Origin of the sequence: Corynebacterium sp. LaCa54 (assembly GCF_046717495.1) — a bacterium.
GTDB lineage: Bacteria > Actinomycetota > Actinomycetes > Mycobacteriales > Mycobacteriaceae > Corynebacterium > Corynebacterium kefirresidentii.
On record NZ_CP177115.1, the window covers coordinates 301,845 to 319,451 of the forward strand.

Sequence of the window (17,607 nt, forward strand, 5' to 3'; positions counted from 1 at the left end):
TAAGGAGTACCCAATGAGCACCTTCCCAGCCCGCCGCCCACGCCGCCTGCGCACCACCCCCGCGATGCGCAACCTTGTGGCCGAAAGCCAGGTCCGCCCCTCGGACCTGATTTTGCCCATGTTCATCGTGGACGGTCTCGACGCCCCGCGCGAGATTCCCTCCATGCCGGGCGTTTACCAGCACACTTTTGATTCCCTGCGCCGCGCGACCGAAGAGGCGCTAGAAGCCGGCGTGACCTGCGTCGATCTTTTCGGCGTTCCGCTCGAGGAAGACAAGGATGATACCGGCTCCGTCGCGTGGGACCCGCAGGGCATTTTGAACCGCGGCATTTCCTGCCTGCGCGAGGAATTCGGCGATGACCTCATCGTGATGGCCGATACCTGCCTCGACGAATTCACCTCCCACGGCCACTGCGGCGTGCTGGATGACAAGGGCCGCGTGCTTAACGACGAATCCGTCAAGCTCTACCAAGACATGGCCCGCTCCCAGGCCCGCGCCGGCGCCCACATCGTCTCCCCGTCCGGCATGATGGACGGCCAGGTGGCCGCCATCCGCGCCGACCTCGACGAGGCCGGCCACGAGGACGTGGCCATCATGGCTTATTCCGCCAAGTATGCCTCCGCCTTCTTCGGCCCGTTCCGCGACGCCGTCGGCTCCTCCCTCGAGGGCGACCGCCGCACCTACCAGCAGGATCCGCGCAATTTCCGCGAATCCCTGCTCGAGGTCGAGCTCGACATCGAAGAAGGCGCGGACTTCGTCATGGTCAAGCCCGGCCTGCCTTACTTGGATGTGCTTTCGGCCGTGGCGGAGACTTCTCCCGTGCCGGTTGCGGTCTACCAGGTCTCCGGCGAGTACGCGATGGTCAAGGCCGCGGCCGCCAATGGGTGGATTGACGGCGAGGCCATCATGCTCGAGTCCCTGACCGCGTTCAAGCGCGCCGGTGCCGACCAGATTCTCACCTACTTCGCTACCGAAGCCGCCCGCCTGCTCAAGTAAAGGATCCCTGTGACTGTTACGCCCCCGTCGTCCGCCCCTGCTCCGCGCTCGCCGCGCACGCAACGCCCGGAATCCGTGGCGTACATGCTGTGGCTGTGGATGGGCGCGCTGTGCGGCGAGGCCGTGCACCAGGTGCTCAACGTGGTGCTGACGCTGCTCAACCACGACGTACTCATGTCGCAGGCCAAGGAGATGGCCAAGTCCGCACCGGCCGGCGTCGATGAAGCCCAGCTTTCCGACGCCTTCCTCCGCACCGCCGCCTACGCCTCCGTCGCCCTTTCGGCAGCCATTTCCTTGGCGATTATCGTGCTGCTGGCCTTCCTGCTGCGGTCCTTGGCGCGTCGCGGCAAGCGGGCCGGTACCTCGCGGCGCGTGTGGTTCGCTTTCTCGCTGTATTTTGGCTTCCGCATCCTGCTGACCTTCATGGTTACCCCGGCCGGCGCTGATGTGCCCGATTGGCTCTTTGCTGCCGATGGCATGGTGCAGATCCTGGTCGGCGTCGCGGCGGTGCTCGGCCTGATTTTCTCCGTGCGGGTCGATACCTTGGATTACACCGGCGAGCTCGAGCAGATGCGCGAGCTGGAAAAGGAACTCGAACAAGCGCAGCGCGAGAAGAAGCGCGCCGAGCAAGAACGCAAGCGTGCCAAGGATGACCAGCGTAGCAAGCGCACTGACCGGGAGGACAAGCGATGAGCAATACCGAGCGGCCCGGACCCCGGGACTATAACCGCGCGGCCAGAAATACCTCCGCCAGCCAGAACCTCGACGCCTGGCCGCGGCCGCTGCGCTGGGCCTATTGGGTGCTCGTCGTCAGCGCCGTGCTCATGCTGGTCAGCGGCCTGGTGGGCATCTTCGGCTCGGGCGGGCCGCAGGTAGAGCCCCAGAACCCGCAGGTCGCGGAGTATCTTCATTCAAATCGCCTATTTGTTGCGGTGACCAATACCGTCGGCGCCGTCGTGCTGGCGCTCTTTGCCGCGCAGCTGGCCAGCGGGTCCAAGTGGGCGCGCCGCATCATCACCATTGTCATCGCCATCGCGCTCTTTAATAATATCGCCGCCCTGGCGCTTGGCATTGGCGGGCTTAGCCTGCTGATTATCCCCATTTCCTTGATCATCGCCCTCGCGCTGCTTTTCCAGCCGCAGTCCAACCGCTTTATTAAGGACCGCAGCTTGCGTGGCTAATTAGCCCCCACTCCAACTTTTGATTCATAATTGGGGCATGTCTCGACTTAATCGTGCCCCGCTTATCGACGCCGCCCTCGGCCGCACCCCCTCCCGACCCCCAGTCTGGTTCATGCGCCAGGCTGGCCGTTCGCTGCCGGAATACCGCGCCGCCCGCGAGGGGATTAGCATGCTCGATTCCTGCTTCATGCCAGAACTGCTAGCAGAAATTACCCTGCAGCCGGTGCGCCGCCATGACGTTGATGCTGCCATTTTATTTTCCGATATCGTCGTCCCGCTCAAAGCCGCCGGCGTCAAGGTCGACATCGTGCCGGGTCGCGGGCCGGTGATGGAGCAGGCGGTGCGGAGTAGGGAGGACGTCGGCAAGCTGCCGCTGCTAGAGGCCGATGTCCCCGAGGTCACCGAAGGCATCGCCCGCATCCTGACCGAGCTCACCGAAACCCAAGCGCTTATCGGCTTCGTTGGTGCGCCGTTCACGCTGGCTAGCTACCTCATTGAGGGCGGGCCGTCTAAGAACCACGAGCGCACCAAGGCCCTCATGCACGCCGAGCCGGAGACCTGGCATCTGCTCATGCGCCGCCTGGTGCCTACCATCACCCGCTTCCTGCAGGTGCAGGTCGACGCCGGCATCGACGCCATGCAGCTTTTCGATTCCTGGGCGGGCTACCTCAACGAGCGCGACTACCGCGAATTCGTTTTGCCGTATTCGCGAGAAATCCTGGCCGGCGTAGATATTCCGCGCATCCACTTCGGCGTCGGCACCGGCGAGCTCTTGCCAGCAATGTCGGAGGCGGGGTCGGAGGTCATGGGCGTCGACTATCGCGTGCCCATGGATGCCGCGGCCGAGCGCGTGAGCGCCCGCGTGCTGCAGGGCAACCTTGACCCGGCCATGCTTTTTGCCGGCGACGACGCCGTGCGCCAGGCCGTACGCACCATCCGCGGCGAGGTCGATCGGGCGCGCGAGCGCGGCGATATTGACGGCCACATCTGGAACCTCGGCCACGGGGTCCTGCCAACTACTGACGCGGAAGCAATCACCCGCGCCGTTTCCATCATCCACGAGGAGGGCTAAATGCGTATTGCGATTATCGGTGCCGGCCTGGCGGGCTTGACGGCCGCTTACGAGCTGCGCGACCACGACGTCGAGGTTTTCGAGGCCGCCGGCCGGATCGGTGGCAAGCTGTACTCTGTGCCGTTTAACGACGGCCCGACCGACATGGGCGCCGAGGCCTTCCTCGCCCGCCGGCGCGATGCCGTGGAATTTATCGAATCCCTCGGTCTCGGCGATAGCTTGGTCGAGCCCTCCGGTCTGCACTCGCTGGTGTACTCCGGCGAGCTCAAGCCGTTGCCGCGCGGCGGAATGATGGGCATTCCTTCGCACTCGGAGCCGGTCGCGCATTTGGTCTCGGCCGAGACCGCGCGCCGCATCGACAATGAGGAGCCCTTCGAGTGGACGGCGGGCAGCGACGTTTCCGCAGGCAAGCTGGTGCGCCAGCAGTTTGGCGACGACCTCGTCGACCACGTTATCTCCGCCCTCCTCGGCGGCGTGTACTCCTGTTCGGCCGATGATCTGGGTTTGCGCGCGACCATCCCGGCGCTGGCGGAGACCCTCGACGCGCTGTCCGAGCGCGGCCCAGTGACTCTCTCGGCCGCGGTCCGCACGCTGGAGGAGGCCCGCGCGGCCGCGCCCCGCAGCGGCGGCCCCGTCTTCCAGACTTTTCGCGGCGGCTACGCGCAGCTTTATGAGGCACTGGCCGAGCAATCCCGCGCCAAGATCTACCTCGATACTTTTATCTCCGGCATCACTCGCGAGGGCGAGCAATTCCGCCTGGCCGGAGCACCGGCCGATGCGGCGCCGTTTGATCGCGTGCTGGTAGCTACCCCGGCTCCGACCGCGGCGCGCCTTCTTAGCAAGGTCGCCCCGCAAGCGGCGGGACGGCTGAAGGGAGTGAAGTTGGCAGCGTCGGCCGTCGTGGGGTTGAAATTCGAGTCCGATACAGACCCTTCGGGAAACGCTTTGCCGCAGAATTCCGGCATTCTCGTGGCCACCGACCAAGACGATGTGCACGCCAAGGCCTTTACACTTTCCTCCCGCAAGTGGCCGCACTTGGCTGAGCGTGGCGGTGCCCTCGTACGTGCCTCCTTCGGCCGCTTTGGCGACGACGCCATCGTCCGCGCCGAAGAAGACGACCTTGTCGACTATGCCCTCGATGACCTCCAGCGACTCACCGGCTTCGACGGCCGCGCCGCGGGTGTCGCGGAGATCTTCACCCAGCGTTGGTTCGGCGGCCTGCCGCGCTACGACGCCGGGCACCTCGAAACTGTGGCCGGCGCACGCGGTACCCTCGCGGCGACGCCGGGAGTCGATGTCACCGGCGCCTGGGCCGGCGGCGTTGGAGTGCCCAACGTCATTGCGGATGCCCGCGCCGCCGCCGCGCGCATCGTCGGCTAGCGGTGCCGCACGATTCGTGCATTCCGGGTCATACGCTGTGGCGTGGTGCGGGCATGCCAAAGTGGCAGCAGGGCATCCTGCTGCCTAGCGGCATGAGTGCTAGTGCGGTGGATCCGGCGGGGTCGGTTGCACTGGCTCGTTCGGGCTGGACGGCGATGCGGCGGTATCGGCCCATGGCGGTTGCCATACCACGCGACCTCGGCGGCGAACGAGTCGCCCGCGGACAGGCGGGGCATTCGGGTCATCGTCATTGGCACCATTGTGGTACGGGCAGCAGGTGGCGAGGTTTGACATGTTGGTCTCGCCGCCGTGTCGCCACGCTTGCAGGTGATGCACCTGGCATTTATCCGCCGGGTAGTTGCACGCGGGCCACGGGCACACAGGGTTTTCGGCGGCAGCCATGAGCCGCTGCTTTTCGCTGGCCATGCGTTCCGTCCGGTAGAGGTTGACCGCACCTTCGTAGGGATGGACGAGGGTGATAAGCCCGCGCTCTGCCAGCGTGCGCGAGACAAGTTCCGCGCCGGTGAGGCGGGCACCGTTGGTGAGCTGGATGGTGATTTCCTCGCCGTCGCCATCGATGATGCGGTCGAGTTCGTCGAGCGTGATAATTGCATTCGTCGTAATGGTTGGACGGGTGGCTGGGACGGCGCCGGAAGGGGAGAAGAGCTCCGCAACGGAATCGAGAGGCGCGTCCTCGTCCAGGCTGGATTCCAAGTCCGCGATGAGCGAGGAAGGCCCGGTAATAGCGAGGGTCCACGGCGCGTCCTTGCGACGGCGGATGCGCACGCCGGGGCGTGGCGGGGTCGGGGGATTGAGTTCGCGCAGCTTTTTACGCGCTAGCTTTTCCATTTCATCGGTATCGGCGGCGGTGCGACACAACTCCACGCGCAGGCGCCAGGCATCGCGCTTGGTCTTGGCGCGGGAAGCGTAGCGCTCGATTACCTCCAGCGTGGGCAGTGGGTGGGCGCGGTCGCGCGCGGCGTTAACCGCCTGGCGTTGGAGGCGGGTAAAGGAGGTGGGGGCAAAGAGGGCGTCGGCAAGCGTGAGCAAGGTGAGGGCCGTTTTATTGGGCGCGCCGGCGGCGCACAGCTGGTCTTCAGACATGCCAGCGCACCCGGCAACGATATCGATGCCGGGCGCCAAGGCCGCGAGATAGGTCTGAAGAGCTGTCATGCCCCGCAGCCTAAGCCACCGCGCGCAATCTGTGCGAGGGTGAGCGCGCGAATCTGTGGATAACTAGGGCCGGAAGGGCGAATTTCGGCCCGCACTCGCTGCGGGCCTGTGGATAACTAGCCCTTATTGCGGAAGACGAAGATGGAGGAGAAGTCTTGGTCGCCGTGGCCCATCGCCTGCATTTCCTCGAAGCGGCCGATGGCGGCAGTCAGGGCGGGCAGCGGCTTGGTGGAGGTCATCTCCATGAGCTTCGCGTCCTTAGCCAGGGCGTCGACGGTGAAATCGCCCGGGTCGGTATTGCGCTCGCCGGTGATAAATGGCGCCTTCATATTCGCGATGAAGGACAGACCGGTGATATCAAGCATTTGCAGCACAACCTCGGAGTCTAGGCCCTCGGACTCGCCGAGTTGCAGGGCTTCGAGCAGGCCCTCGGCGGTGACGGCGAGCGCGAGGTTCGCCAGCAGCTTTCCGATGGCCGCCGTGGCCGCCGCCTCCACCCCGATGAGCTTGTCTTCTCCCGCCCAGGACTCGGCGAGGGACATGGCTTGCTCGCGGCGGGCGTCGTCAGGCGTGCCCACATAGATGCCGAGCTTGCCCTCGCGGGCCGGGCCGAGCGTGCCGACGACCGGGGCGTGGACGTAGGTTTCCACGGCGGCGGCGAATTCGCGGGCATCGTTGGGCGAGACGGTGGTGGTATCGATCCAGGTCACGCCGGCGGGGATGAGCTGCGGCTCGACGACGACCTCGCGGACATCGTCAGGCCCGAAGAGCGAGGTGATGATGACCTCGGCGTTCACTACGGCCTCGGTGGGCGAGGCGGCAAGCTCGGCGCCTTCCTCCACCAGCGGCTGGGCACGCTCGGCGGTGCGGTTCCAGACGGTCAATTCGATGCCGTCTTGCTCATTGAGCAGGCGGCGGGCTAGTTCGGTTCCCATGCGGCCAGTTCCAAGAAATGCAATCCTCATGGTTTCCCAGTGTGCCATCATTGGGTGCAGGTTCGCCGCGTCTTGCGCGAGCCCCGGACGGGGGGAGCCGTACCCGGCAACGCGACAAGACGGCCAGGAAGCAGTTATGGCGTGGTTCATCTTGATTTTCTCCGGCGCAGTCGAGGCCGTGTGGGCGGCGGCATTGGATAAATCCGCAGGTTTTACGCGTTTGTGGCCCTCGCTTATTTTCCTCGTGGCCTGCGCGATTTCCATGGGCGGGCTGGCGTGGGCGATGCGCAGCATCCCGGTAGGCACGGCCTATGCGGTGTGGGCGGGTGTTGGCACGTCGGGGCGGTTATCTATTCCTTCGCGGCCGGGCACGAGGTCGCCACGGTGTGGAAGGTGTTTTTCCTCTCCATGATCATCGGCGGCATCGTGGGGCTGAAAGCGGTGAGTTAGAGACCCGGAATCCGCGGCGCGGGAGGCAGCGGCGGCGCAGGCGGTGGGGCGGGCGCAGGCACGGCGGGCACTGCCGGCATATCAGGCACCGCGTCCTCGATGCGCCCGCGGACCTCATGCGGCGGAATGTTGAGGTTCGGCAGTCCGCTCTTATCCCGCGCGGGAGGGCGTGGCGCTGCCGGTCGCGGTGCGGGCGCCGCGGTTGACGGCGAAGGGTCCGCGGCCGGCGGCGAAGGAGGCGCCGTGTCTTCCTGCGGCAGGTCGCGAGGGGTGAGAGGGTGGGGAGGGGGCTGCCAGGAGGGGGCGTCGGCAAGCGGGGCGGCACCTACCGAGGTAGGCAGCGGCCGTTCGGGCGCGGGCCGGGCACAACCGGCGAGGCAGAAAGCGACCAGGATGGCGAAAATGACAGTGCGCTGCATTGAAAATCCCCCCGAATTGAAAAGTGCAACGCCCCGAAGTTTAGCGGCTGACTGTGAATCGCGCACTCCAACTTTTGTATAGCGCGCGAATCGCTAGAATGTCAGATATGCCTAATACTTCCCAGTCGCAACAGTGGTTTGAGCGTTCCTCCAAGGTGATTCCGGGCGGGGTGAACTCGCCGGTGCGCGCGTTTGGCTCCGTGGGTGGCCAGGCCCGCGTGATTGAGCGCGGTGCGGGCTCGCGCCTGTGGGATGCCGACGGCAACGAGTACGTTGACCTGGTCAGCTCCTATGGCCCGATGATTCACGGCAATGCCCACCCAGAGATTGTGGAGGCCGTGCAGCAGGCCGCTGCGGGTGGCTTGAGCTTCGGCTCGCCTACCGAGGGTGAGGCTTTGCTCGCCGAGGCCATCGTCGCGCGCACCGCGGCCGATAAGGTGCGCATGGTTAACTCCGGCACCGAGGCCACCATGTCTGCGGTGCGCCTAGCCCGCGGCTACACCGGCCGCACCAAGGTGCTGAAGTTCGAGGGCTGCTACCACGGCCATGTGGATGCGCTGTTGGCCTCGGCCGGCTCCGGCGTGGCGACCTTTGCGCTGCCGGATTCCCCGGGTGTTACGGGCGCGACAGCGGCCGATACCATCGTCGTTCCTTATAACGATATCGAGGCCGTGCGCGAGGCATTTGCGCAGCACCCGGGCGAGATTGCCTGCATTATCGCGGAAGCCTCGGCCGGCAACATGGGCACCGTGGCTCCAGAGGAAGGCTTCAACGCCGCGCTTGCCGACGTCGCCCATGAAGACGGCGCCCTCCTCATCCTCGACGAGGTCATGACCGGCTTCCGCACCTCCTATAAGGGCTGGTACGGCGTCGACGGCGTGGCGGCGGACCTGGTGACCTTCGGCAAGGTCGTCTCCGGTGGCCTGCCGGCCGCTGCCTTCGGCGGCCGCGCCGAGGTTATGGACTACCTCGCCCCGGACGGTCCGGTCTACCAGGCCGGCACGCTGTCCGGTAATCCGGTGGCCATGGCCTCCGGCCTGAAGTCTTTGGAGCTGGCCGATGAATCGCTCTACGAGCGCCTGCAGGCCAACGCGGACCGCCTGACCGGCATGATTTCTTCCGCGCTGTCGGCCGAGGGCGTAGCGCACCACATCCAGCGGGCGTCTTCGATGTTCTCCATCCGTTTTGCCGAGGGCGAGGGCCGCAACTTCGCCGATATGCAGGCGGCCGAGACCTTCCGCTTCACCCCGTTCTTCCACGCCCTGCTGGATAACGGCATCTACGTCGCACCAAGCCCATTCGAGACCTGGTTTGTCTCGGATGCACTTACCGACGCCGACTTCGAACTCATCGAAGCCGCCCTCAAGCCCGCCGCCCAGGCCGCGGCCGCCGCGCGTCCCGCGCACTAAATCCCGCACACTAAGGAGAGACATGACACGCACCATCGTTCACCTCGTGCGCCACGGCGAGGTCCACAACCCGGAGAAGATCCTCTACGGTCGCATCCCGGGCTATCACCTGTCCTCGCGCGGGCATTCCATGGCGGCGCGCACCGCGGAGTCTTTCCGCGATCATGACGTGACTTACCTGGCGGCCTCGCCGTTGCAGCGCGCCCAGGAAACCGCGCGGCCGATTGCGCAGGTAACGGGGCTAGACGTGGACGTCGATAAGACGCTCATCGAGTCCGGCAACCGCTTCGAGGGCCTGCGCACAAAAGGCCTGCGTTCCGCGCTGTGGAACCCGCGCCGCTGGCCGCTGCTGGTCAACCCGCTGGAGCCCTCGTGGGGCGAGCCCTATGAGCAGATTGCCGAGCGCATGCTGGGCTCCATCGAACGCGCCCGCACCGCCGCGGCCGGCCACGAGGCGATCTTGGTCAGCCACCAGCTGCCCATCGTGATGGTGCAGCGCACCGTGCTGGGCCAGCGCCTGCCGCACGCGCCGTGGAACCGCGAATGCGACCTGGCCTCGGTTACCTCCCTGCTTTTCGATGACAACCAGGTCACCGATATCTTCTACTCCTCGCCGGCCCAGGAGATTTAATGGCACTACAACGCAAACGCGCGATCGGCGCGGTGCTGGCCGCGGCAGCCATCGCGCTGCCGCTTGCCGGGTGCTCGCAGGACGCCGATAACGCGCAAAACGCGGTTGCTACCGGCGGAAACTTCGAGTTCATCACGCCCGGCGGCGAAAAGGTCATCAACTACGAGGAATCCGAGCGCAAGCCGCTGCGCACCTTCTCCGGCGAGGATGTGCGCGATACGGAAAAGACCATTTCCCTGGAGGACTTTGAGGGCGAAATCGTCGTGCTCAACTCCTGGGGCCAGTGGTGCGCCCCGTGCCGCGCCGAGGCCGATGACCTCCAAGAGGTCCACTCCGAGCTACAGAAGCGGAAGATTGGCACTGTCTTGGGCATCAATGTGCGCGACTATAACCCGCAGGTGTCCAATGACTTCCTCGAAGACAACGGGCTGAAGTATCCCTCCATCTACGATCCGCCGTTTAAGACCGCGGCGGCCCTGGGTGGTGTGCCCACCTCCGTGGTCCCGACCACCATCGTCTTGGATAAACAGCACCGCCCGGCTACGGTCTTTTTGCGGTCCATCACCGCCAAAGACGTGATGGACGTAGTGGACAAACTAGAAAAGGAATAAATGGATAACGCAGCGAGCATCGGCAACTCCTTTGCCGAGGCCGCGACCTCCGGCCCACTCATTCTGGGCCTGCTCGCGGCCGCCGTGGCGGGGTTGGTGAGTTTTGCCAGCCCATGCGTCATCCCACTGGTGCCCGGCTATATTTCCTACCTAGCCGGTGTGGTGGGCGGCGAGGTTACGTTCGACGGTGAGTTGGGGGTGGGCGTCGGCAAGCGCAGGCAATGGGCCGTGGTGCTGGCTGCCGCCTTGTTCATCCTGGGCTTTACCGTGGTTTTCCTGCTGGCGACGGTCTCCGTATTCGGCGCGATTTCCGCGCTTCGGCTCAATGAGGAAACGCTCATGCGCATCGGCGGCGGCGTGACCATCCTGATGGGTGTGGTTTTCCTCGGCGCGATCCCGGCGCTGCAGAAGGACACCCGCATGGCACCGAAGCGTTGGACCACCTGGCTGGGCGCGCCGCTGCTGGGCGGGATTTTCGCGCTGGGCTGGACGCCGTGCCTGGGCCCAACGCTGGCCGCCATTATTTCCGTATCGGCCGGCACCGAAGGCATGACGGCCGCGCGCGGCGTGCTGCTCATCATCTTTTATTGCTTGGGCTTGGGCCTGCCGTTCCTGCTGGTAGCGCTGGGCTCCGCGCGGGCGATGCGCTCGATTTCGTGGGCCCGCAAGCACTCGCATACCATCCAGATAATCGGCGGCGTGGCCATGATCCTCGTCGGCTTGGCACTGGTAACCGGCCTGTGGGGCGAGTTCATTAGCCTCATCCGCCAGTGGACCGGCAACTTTGGCGCAACCCTGATTTAGGAGAGACGTGAAATATTTCCGCAAAGCCTGGCATTGGCTGACCAGTATGCGCACCGCGCTAGCGCTGCTTTTCTTGCTGGCGCTGGCCGCGATTCCCGGTTCTTTGCTGCCGCAGCGTGACCTCAACGAGCAGAACGTGCAGGACTTCATCGAGTCCAACGGCAACGTGGCGAAGATCTACGACAAGCTGCAGCTTTTCGACGTCTTTTCTTCCGTCTGGTTCCAGGCCATCTTCATTCTCTTGGCCATTTCCCTAGTGGGCTGCATCCTGCCGCGCTCCTGGGATCACTACAAGGCGTGGAAGACCCCGCCAACACGCGCGCCGAAGTACCTCCACAAGCTGCCACTGGCGGCCGAGGGGCATTCGGATAAGAGCGAGGAAGAGCTCTCCGCGGAAATCAAAAAGCGCCTGAAGAAGTGGCGCGTGGCCGAGTACTCCCCCGAGGAAGACCGCGCCGGCGTGCACACCTTCTCCGCAGAGCGCGGCTACGGCCGCGAGCTGGCCAACCTGATCTTCCACGTGGCATTGGTGGCCATCTTGGTCACCGTCGCCGCCGGCCGCTTGGTCAACTACGAGGGCCAGGTCATCGTGGTTACCGAGTCCGGCTCGCAGGGCGGCGGCCAGACCCTGGATCAGTCCACGGAGTTCTGCAATACCTCCACGTCCAACTTTGACTCCTTCCGCGCCGGCCCGCTTTTCGACGGCACCGGTCTCCACCCCTTCTGCCTCATCGCCCATGACTTCGCGGCCGAATACCTGCCCAACGGCCAGGCGGAGATGTTTACCTCCAACGTTTCCTACGCGGAGGGCGAGGACATCTACAAGGATGACTCCGAGTGGAAGGATTATGAGCTTAAGGTCAACCACCCGCTGCGCTTGGCGCACAACCGCGTCTACTTGCAGGGCCACGGCTACGCGCCGACGGTCACGGTGGAATGGCCCAATGGCGAAAAGCGCACCCAGACCATTCAGTTCCAGCCGAATGACACGACCTTCTTCTTATCCTCCGGCGCGATGCGCTTCGACCCACCGGCAGGCATGCACCCGGATCTCTATGACCGCCGCCAGAACCAGATCGCCATCCAGGGCCTGTTTGCGCCCACGGCCGAGTGGGCCGGCGAGAACGGCAAGCTGCTGCAGTCCGCATACCCCGGGCTGCAGGATCCGGCGATGGCCATCGATATCTACCGCGGCGATGCCGGCCTGGACACCGGCACCCCGCAGTCCTTCTTCTCGCTGGACCCGAACCTGGTGCAGTCCGGCCAGCTGCAAAAGATTGACCGCGTGAACCTCAACCAGGGCGAGGACGTCACCCTGGACGATGGCACGAAGATCACCTTCGACGGCGCCAGCGAGTTCGCCAATTACCAGGTCTCTTATGATCCTTTCCAGAAGTGGGTGCTGGCCTCCGCGCTGGTGATGCTCATTTCCCTGGTGGGATCGCTGGTGATTAAGCGCCGCCGCGTCTACATCCGCCTGCGGCCGAACGCGGCTGGCGGCACCGACGTGGAGATGGGCGGCCTCGCCCGCACCGACCGCGCCGGCTGGTCCGAGGAGTTCCACGAGCTGCACCGAGCGCTGCTGGAGCTGCCGGACCCAGACGAGGTCGAAGAAGACGAACTTTATACCGATGACTAGCGCCCCGGCCCGATCCAACAAAAGTTGGATTGGGCCGTTTCGCTGAGTAAGGTAATCAGCACTTACCCCGCACGTGTGAAGGCTAGGAGCATTCATGCAGATCGATCAGAATCTGTCTAATTTCTCGGATATCGCGGTGCAGACCGCCTTTGTGGTGTACTGCGTCGCGCTCTTTTTGTCGCTGTTTTACTACGGCCGCATGCAGGGCATCATCGAGGGCCGCCGCGCCGTGAAGTCCGAGGCCGCGAAGGTCTTGGTGGGGGCGGGCGCTGGGGGCGTCGACAAGCACAGCTATGCCGGCGAGGTTGCCCAGTCCTCTTCCGGAATCACGGCCGATGAGCTGCAGGAAAAGGAGCGCAAGGCCGATAAGCTCGGCGGCATGACCAGCGCGCTGATGTGGGTGGGCATTGCCCTGCACGCCGCGGCGATTGTGCTGCGTGGCCTGGCTACCGGCCGCTTCCCGTTTGGCAACCTGTACGAGTACGTGCTGATGGTGAGCTTCGGTGTGCTGCTGGTGGGCAATATGGCTATGCAGCGCAAGGAATGGCGCACCGTGTGGCCGTGGCTGCTCACCCCGACCCTCGCGCTGATGTTTTATGGTTCCACCAAGCTCTATGCCGAGTCCGCCCCGGTGGTGCCGGCGCTGCAGTCGCACTGGCTGCCCATCCACGTCACCGTGGTTTCTTTGGGCGCGTCCATCGGTATTATCTCCGGCATTGTCTCGCTGCTGACGCTGTTCCGTATGGCGCAACCGAAGCATGCCGAGCATGGCTTCTTCGGTGCGGTGGCCCGCCCGCTGCCTTCGGCCGCGAAGATTGACCAGCTGGCCTACCGCCTGGCTGTTATCACCCTGCCGACCTTGGGTCTGGGCATCATCCTGGGCGCCATCTGGGCTGAGTCCGCTTGGGGCCGCTTCTGGGGCTGGGACCCGAAGGAGACCGTGTCCTTTGCCACCTGGATCCTGTATGCCGCGTACCTGCATGCGCGTGCGACGCCGGCCTTCCGCAAGGCGGCGCCGTGGATCAACGTCATGGCGATGGCGCTGATGGTCTTCAACCTGATCTTTATCAATATGGTCGTCTCCGGCCTGCATTCCTATGCGGGGCTGAACTAGATGGCGGAGCATACGAGCCCGCGCCATAAGCAGGGAAAGCCGGCCGGCGATAATGCCGTGATTTTGGGCCTAGGCGCCCAATTTGCCGAGCGGCGCCGCGAGTTGGGCATTTTGCAGCAGCAGCTTGCCGACGCCGCCGGTATCTCCCGCTCCACCCTCCACACCATCGAACACGGTGGTGCGGGCGTGCGGTGGGAAAAGATCACGGCCGTGGCCGAGGCCTTAGGCCTAGAGATGCGGTTCGTGCCGAAGGAAGCCTAGTCCTTCTCGCCGTCGGCGTCGCGTTTGCGGCGCTGGCGGCGTTTTCTTCTTCTGCCTCCTGTGCGCGGCGTTGCTTGAAGCGCTCCTTTTCCAAGTTCCAGAGGAATTCCTCGTCATCGTCGGGGCCCTTGATAGCGCGGGGTTGGTCCACCTCGTGCTTTTTCCATGTCGAGGGCCCGAAGGCCTTCCAGACGAGGTAGGCAGCGAGAACAAAGAGTAGGAGGAGGATGATTCGGCCCATGCGTGCGATTCTACCTGCACCGCGTACAATCAACCCCCATGACGCATAACCCTGAGCCACCCAAGCCGGACCCAGAACTGCGCCGCCGTTCGCGCGCGGCGCTGTGGAAGTACGGGCTCGCCCGCGTAGTGCTATTTATCGCATTGACCGTGGTGATTGAGCTTTTGGCCATCGCCATCGGTTTTCCCATCCCGGTGCTCGTCTCGGCACTGTTGGCGCTCTTCGTGGCGCTGCCGCTATCGATGCTGATCTTTAAAAAGTGGCGCATAGAGGCCACCCAGACGCTGGCCGAGTACTCCGCTCAGCGCAAGGCCCACAAACGCTGGGTGCAGGCGGAGCTGGAAGGCCGCGGCGCGCAGGACTAGACGAGGATGAGTGCGGCGGCCTCGATAATCGCCCACAGGAGCATCGCGCGGCCGGTCAGGCCGAGCACGGGGATAAGCTTTGGTCCTTGAGCGCCGCGATTGACGGTGCGAATGGCACGCAGCGCGAAGGGGAAGTAGACCAAGCCGGCGAGTGCGAGCCAGCTGCTGAAGGCAATGCCAATGGTCAGCAGGAATGGCAGAAGGAGCAGCACCGTAAAGAGCAGGCGTGCCTTCTCGTTTCCGAGGCGTACGGCGAGCGTAATCTTGCCGGTTTCGGCGTCGGAGGGAATATCGCGGATATTATTGACTAAGTTCACCCCGGAGCTCATCGCGCCGATGCCCACGGCCAGCGCGAGGCCCGACCACGACAGGCGGCCGGCCTGGGTGAATTCGGTGCCGAGCACAGCGACGAGCCCGAAGAAGATAAAGACGGCGACCTCGCCGAGCCCGCGATAGCCATACGGGTTCTTGCCACCGGTATAAAACCACGCGCCGGCGATGCATAGCGCGCCGACGAGGATGAGCCACCACGCATGCGCCGCGAAGGAGAGCGCGATGCCGGCGAGCCCGGCCACGGCGAAGGCGGCGAAGGCCGCGAGTTTCACCTGCTGCGGGCGGGCCAGGCCGCCGCCGGTGAGGCGCTGCGGACCGGTGCGGTCATCGTCGGTGCCGCGGATGCCATCGGAATAGTCATTGGCATAGTTCACGCCGATGATAAGTGCCCACGCCACGATGAGGGCGAGGAGCGCGCGGCCGAAGTGCGCGCCGTCGGCAGCCGCTGCGGCACCAGTACCAGCGATGACTGGGGCGAAGGCATTAGCCCACGTGTGCGGGCGTGCGCCTTGGAGCCAGTCTTTGGCAGTTGCGGGATAGGCAGAAAGTGACATGTCAGTTATTGTGCCACGCCACCGCGGGCATGCTGTGCACAAGGGACGTACACGGCGGATATATAAAAGCCACGGGTATGGCGGAAGCGCGTCGTACGTACCCAAGAAAGGACGGCTGTGGGCCACACCCGTGACAAAAGTTCAATGCGTTGAACTTTCTTAAAGTTATCATGTGAATCGCTCGCGGGGCAAGGCCTTTACTACGATGAATGTCATGCATTTAAGCGATCTCCCTGAACGTACCCAGGACTACCTCAAAGTCCTGTGGGACCTCTCCGAGCACTCCGGCGGCGCGCCCATCGCGCTCAAGGAGCTGGCGGGGCGATTGAACCAAAAGGTGCCCACGGCGTCGGAAGCCGTAAAGCGTCTCGTTGCCCAAGGGCTGGTGGAACATGAGCGCTACGCTGGCGTTTCGCTGACCCCAGAGGGCCAGGCACTGTCCATGGGCATGGTCCGCCGCCATCGTCTCCTCGAGACCTTCTTGGTCAAAGAGCTGGGGTACACCTGGGACGAGGTTCACGAGGATGCCGATCTCCTCGAGCATGCATGCTCCGATCGCTTCATCGATCGACTCGATCAGCACCTGGGCCATCCTCAGCGCGATCCCCACGGCGATCCCATCCCCGACGCGCAGGGCAGCATCGAGGACCTTGGCACGCTCACGCTTGACGACGTCCCCCTTCACACCCCTGTCACCATCGAGCGGGTATGCGACGGAGACACCGAGCTGTTGCGCTACCTCGACAGCCATGGCGTCGGCCTGGGCGTCGAGGTCGTAGTCGATTCCCGCGTTGCGGGCCTGCTCAACCTGCACGCAGGGGACGAGGAGTTCTCTCTTGCGGAAGTCGCGGCCGCCGACGTGACGGTGCGCGCTAACGAAGTCTAATCAGTTCTTAAAGAGCCCTGCGACACCACGACGGTCCACCTTGCCGGGGCCGGTCAGCGGCATCTCAGCAATGCGGATAATCTCGCGCGGAATCTGCCACCGAGGCAGGTCATCGAGCGCTTCGAGGATGTCGGTGCGCGAGGCCCAGCCGGTGTAAGCTGCGGCGATCATCTGGCCAAGACGTGGATCAGGGATGCCCACCACGCATACACTGTCGACGCCCGGTACCTGCAACAAGAGCTGTTCCAGTTGTTCTGGGTGCAACTTCAACCCGCCCGAGTTGATGATGCTGTCCAGACGTCCAGTGACGGTGAGTTGACCGTGGGCGTCGAGCTCCCCGGCGTCGGAAGTTGCGAACCAGCCACCGACGAAGTCGCGCGATTCCACATTGCGGTAGCCCTGCGCAATGGTCGGCCCGCCCAGGAAAATGCGGTTATCTTCCCCGATGCGCACCTCGGTGCCGGGCAGGGGAGTGCCGTTGTAGACGCAACCGCCCGCAGTCTCCGAGGAGCCATAGGTGGTTACCACGGTGATGTCGAGCTTGCGCGCAGATTCCAATAGCTGGGGATGTGGCGCTGCTCCACCTACCAGGATGGAGTTGAAACGGCGCAGTGCTTGGATGCCGTCCAGCGAATCGAGTGCCTTGTGCAGCTGCATCGGTGTGAGCGCGGTGTACATGCGGTCCTCGGTGTGGGCGAGTTCTTCTGCTGCGCGGGCGAACTCGGTGATGTTAAAGCCTTGGGACAGGTCGAGGCACAGTGGCTCCACACCCGCCACCAACGAACGCACGAGCACCTGGATGCCCGCGATGTGGTGGGCGGGCATGGCCAGTAGCCATTGGCCGGGGCCACCCAGGAAAGAATGGGTGGCATCCGCACTCGCCACCAGGTTAAGCGGGCTTAGCTGCGCACCCTTCGGTGTGCCCGTGGAACCCGAGGTGGACACCACCAAAGCAATGTCCTCAGCAATCGATTCGCCCGCGCGCATGTGGTTGCGCAGCAATTCCGTCCGCGTGCGGTCCGCTGCGGGAAGGGGTAAGAGCGTGGACTGCCCAGCGATGGCCTTCTCGAGGTCATCCAAAATTCCTGCGGGATTGCGGGGATCGACTGGGAGTGGGGCGAGGATATGAGTCACGAATAATCAGGTTACCCG

19 protein-coding genes, 1 pseudogene and 1 riboswitch are annotated in these 17,607 nt (G+C 64.5%); of the genes and pseudogenes, 15 read left to right on the forward strand and 5 right to left on the reverse strand.

Annotation, left to right across the window (positions count from 1 at the left end):
* The first annotated feature begins 13 nt into the window (after positions 1-13).
* The 5 genes from hemB to ACLI1M_RS01530 are packed head-to-tail and all read left to right on the forward strand — an operon-like array spanning position 14 to position 4,630.
* Positions 14-997 carry a porphobilinogen synthase gene (gene hemB / locus ACLI1M_RS01510; RefSeq protein ID WP_411706625.1) on the forward strand — a complete coding sequence of 328 codons (984 nt, stop codon included), beginning with the start codon at positions 14-16 and terminating at the stop codon, positions 995-997.
* Between the two features lie 9 nt (positions 998-1,006).
* Entirely contained in the window at positions 1,007-1,690 is a 684-nt protein-coding gene (locus ACLI1M_RS01515; RefSeq protein WP_239208701.1) for a hypothetical protein, read from the forward strand.
* Complete coding sequence (locus ACLI1M_RS01520; protein WP_239208699.1) at positions 1,687-2,178, forward strand: tellurium resistance protein TerC; 492 nt, start codon at positions 1,687-1,689, stop codon at positions 2,176-2,178. Before ACLI1M_RS01515 ends, ACLI1M_RS01520 begins: the two co-directional genes overlap by 4 nt.
* A 37-nt stretch (positions 2,179-2,215) precedes the next feature.
* Positions 2,216-3,250, forward strand: a complete 1,035-nt coding sequence (hemE, locus tag ACLI1M_RS01525; RefSeq protein ID WP_239208697.1) for a uroporphyrinogen decarboxylase — start codon at positions 2,216-2,218, stop codon at positions 3,248-3,250.
* Positions 3,251-4,630, forward strand: coding sequence for a protoporphyrinogen oxidase (locus ACLI1M_RS01530; RefSeq protein ID WP_200288313.1), 1,380 nt, complete (start codon positions 3,251-3,253; stop codon positions 4,628-4,630). It abuts the gene before it with no gap.
* A 99-nt stretch (positions 4,631-4,729) separates the two neighbouring features.
* Here ACLI1M_RS01530 and ACLI1M_RS01535 read toward each other — a convergent pair whose 3' ends face one another.
* Both ACLI1M_RS01535 and ACLI1M_RS01540 read right to left on the reverse strand, forming a co-directional pair.
* A complete protein-coding gene (locus tag ACLI1M_RS01535) occupies positions 4,730-5,803 on the reverse strand; it encodes an HNH endonuclease signature motif containing protein (RefSeq protein WP_411706626.1) in 1,074 nt (357 codons plus the stop codon).
* Between the two features lie 116 nt (positions 5,804-5,919).
* On the reverse strand, positions 5,920-6,768 hold the full coding sequence (locus ACLI1M_RS01540; protein WP_200288311.1) for an NAD(P)-dependent oxidoreductase: 849 nt from the start codon (positions 6,766-6,768) through the stop codon (positions 5,920-5,922).
* A gap of 31 nt (positions 6,769-6,799) precedes the next feature.
* Positions 6,800-6,866: riboswitch (guanidine-III (ykkC-III) riboswitch) on the forward strand.
* Positions 6,867-6,874: 8 nt separating this feature from the next.
* Between ACLI1M_RS01540 and ACLI1M_RS01545 the strand changes: the two are divergent.
* The 8 genes and pseudogenes from ACLI1M_RS01545 to ACLI1M_RS01580 all read left to right on the forward strand — a co-directional run bounded on the left by ACLI1M_RS01545 (position 6,875) and on the right by ACLI1M_RS01580 (position 14,076).
* Positions 6,875-7,188 (forward strand): annotated as a pseudogene (locus ACLI1M_RS01545) (DMT family transporter).
* Between the two features lie 526 nt (positions 7,189-7,714).
* The gene (gene hemL / locus ACLI1M_RS01550) at positions 7,715-9,016 is read left to right on the forward strand and encodes a glutamate-1-semialdehyde 2,1-aminomutase (protein WP_411706627.1); all 1,302 of its coding nucleotides are present in this window, start codon (positions 7,715-7,717) and stop codon (positions 9,014-9,016) included.
* Between the two features lie 22 nt (positions 9,017-9,038).
* Entirely contained in the window at positions 9,039-9,647 is a 609-nt protein-coding gene (locus tag ACLI1M_RS01555; RefSeq protein WP_239283012.1) for a histidine phosphatase family protein, read from the forward strand.
* Complete coding sequence (locus ACLI1M_RS01560) at positions 9,647-10,258, forward strand: TlpA disulfide reductase family protein (protein WP_411706628.1); 612 nt, start codon at positions 9,647-9,649, stop codon at positions 10,256-10,258. The genes ACLI1M_RS01555 and ACLI1M_RS01560 overlap by 1 nt, the downstream gene beginning before the upstream one ends.
* Positions 10,259-11,062: a cytochrome c biogenesis CcdA family protein gene (locus tag ACLI1M_RS01565; protein ID WP_049377860.1), complete on the forward strand. Its 804-nt coding sequence runs from the start codon at positions 10,259-10,261 to the stop codon at positions 11,060-11,062.
* 7 nt (positions 11,063-11,069) lie between these two features.
* Positions 11,070-12,701, forward strand: coding sequence for a cytochrome c biogenesis protein ResB (locus tag ACLI1M_RS01570; protein WP_411706629.1), 1,632 nt, complete (start codon positions 11,070-11,072; stop codon positions 12,699-12,701).
* Positions 12,702-12,795: 94 nt separating this feature from the next.
* Positions 12,796-13,815 (forward strand): c-type cytochrome biogenesis protein CcsB, encoded by a 1,020-nt coding sequence (gene ccsB, locus ACLI1M_RS01575; RefSeq protein WP_411706630.1) that lies wholly within the window; start codon positions 12,796-12,798, stop codon positions 13,813-13,815.
* Positions 13,816-14,076, forward strand: a complete 261-nt coding sequence (locus tag ACLI1M_RS01580; RefSeq protein WP_005327923.1) for a helix-turn-helix domain-containing protein — start codon at positions 13,816-13,818, stop codon at positions 14,074-14,076.
* Here the strand turns inward: ACLI1M_RS01580 and ACLI1M_RS01585 are convergent.
* Entirely contained in the window at positions 14,018-14,317 is a 300-nt protein-coding gene (locus ACLI1M_RS01585) for a hypothetical protein (RefSeq protein WP_411706631.1), read from the reverse strand. The genes ACLI1M_RS01580 and ACLI1M_RS01585 overlap by 59 nt on opposite strands.
* 38 nt (positions 14,318-14,355) lie before the next feature.
* Between ACLI1M_RS01585 and ACLI1M_RS01590 the strand changes: the two genes are divergently transcribed.
* Positions 14,356-14,682 (forward strand): DUF4229 domain-containing protein, encoded by a 327-nt coding sequence (locus ACLI1M_RS01590; protein WP_411706632.1) that lies wholly within the window; start codon positions 14,356-14,358, stop codon positions 14,680-14,682.
* Here the strand turns inward: ACLI1M_RS01590 and ACLI1M_RS01595 are convergent.
* A complete protein-coding gene (locus ACLI1M_RS01595) occupies positions 14,679-15,569 on the reverse strand; it encodes a 1,4-dihydroxy-2-naphthoate polyprenyltransferase (RefSeq protein ID WP_411706633.1) in 891 nt (296 codons plus the stop codon). The genes ACLI1M_RS01590 and ACLI1M_RS01595 overlap by 4 nt on opposite strands.
* A gap of 214 nt (positions 15,570-15,783) precedes the next feature.
* On the opposite strand from ACLI1M_RS01595, the gene ACLI1M_RS01600 reads away from it, so the two are divergent.
* Positions 15,784-16,455 carry a metal-dependent transcriptional regulator gene (locus tag ACLI1M_RS01600; RefSeq protein ID WP_034656208.1) on the forward strand — a complete coding sequence of 224 codons (672 nt, stop codon included), beginning with the start codon at positions 15,784-15,786 and terminating at the stop codon, positions 16,453-16,455.
* Here the strand turns inward: ACLI1M_RS01600 and menE are convergent, their stop codons facing one another.
* Entirely contained in the window at positions 16,456-17,589 is a 1,134-nt protein-coding gene (gene menE / locus ACLI1M_RS01605) for an o-succinylbenzoate--CoA ligase (RefSeq protein WP_411706634.1), read from the reverse strand.
* Positions 17,590-17,607 lie beyond the last annotated feature (18 nt).

Excerpts from the sequence above, each read along its gene's own strand:
- hemB (WP_411706625.1), top strand. The coding sequence starts at position 14 with ATGAGCACCTTCCCAGCCCGCCGCCCACGCCGCCTGCGCACCACCCCC.
- ACLI1M_RS01520 (WP_239208699.1), top strand. The coding sequence starts at position 1,687 with ATGAGCAATACCGAGCGGCCCGGACCCCGGGACTATAACCGCGCGGCC.
- hemE (WP_239208697.1), top strand. The coding sequence starts at position 2,216 with ATGTCTCGACTTAATCGTGCCCCGCTTATCGACGCCGCCCTCGGCCGC.
- ACLI1M_RS01530 (WP_200288313.1), top strand. The coding sequence starts at position 3,251 with ATGCGTATTGCGATTATCGGTGCCGGCCTGGCGGGCTTGACGGCCGCT.
- ACLI1M_RS01535 (WP_411706626.1), bottom strand. The coding sequence starts at position 5,803 with ATGACAGCTCTTCAGACCTATCTCGCGGCCTTGGCGCCCGGCATCGAT.
- ACLI1M_RS01540 (WP_200288311.1), bottom strand. The coding sequence starts at position 6,768 with ATGAGGATTGCATTTCTTGGAACTGGCCGCATGGGAACCGAACTAGCC.
- hemL (WP_411706627.1), top strand. The coding sequence starts at position 7,715 with ATGCCTAATACTTCCCAGTCGCAACAGTGGTTTGAGCGTTCCTCCAAG.
- ACLI1M_RS01555 (WP_239283012.1), top strand. The coding sequence starts at position 9,039 with ATGACACGCACCATCGTTCACCTCGTGCGCCACGGCGAGGTCCACAAC.
- ACLI1M_RS01560 (WP_411706628.1), top strand. The coding sequence starts at position 9,647 with ATGGCACTACAACGCAAACGCGCGATCGGCGCGGTGCTGGCCGCGGCA.
- ACLI1M_RS01565 (WP_049377860.1), top strand. The coding sequence starts at position 10,259 with ATGGATAACGCAGCGAGCATCGGCAACTCCTTTGCCGAGGCCGCGACC.
- ccsB (WP_411706630.1), top strand. The coding sequence starts at position 12,796 with ATGCAGATCGATCAGAATCTGTCTAATTTCTCGGATATCGCGGTGCAG.
- ACLI1M_RS01580 (WP_005327923.1), top strand. The coding sequence starts at position 13,816 with ATGGCGGAGCATACGAGCCCGCGCCATAAGCAGGGAAAGCCGGCCGGC.
- ACLI1M_RS01585 (WP_411706631.1), bottom strand. The coding sequence starts at position 14,317 with ATGGGCCGAATCATCCTCCTCCTACTCTTTGTTCTCGCTGCCTACCTC.
- ACLI1M_RS01590 (WP_411706632.1), top strand. The coding sequence starts at position 14,356 with ATGACGCATAACCCTGAGCCACCCAAGCCGGACCCAGAACTGCGCCGC.
- ACLI1M_RS01595 (WP_411706633.1), bottom strand. The coding sequence starts at position 15,569 with ATGTCACTTTCTGCCTATCCCGCAACTGCCAAAGACTGGCTCCAAGGC.
- ACLI1M_RS01600 (WP_034656208.1), top strand. The coding sequence starts at position 15,784 with ATGCATTTAAGCGATCTCCCTGAACGTACCCAGGACTACCTCAAAGTC.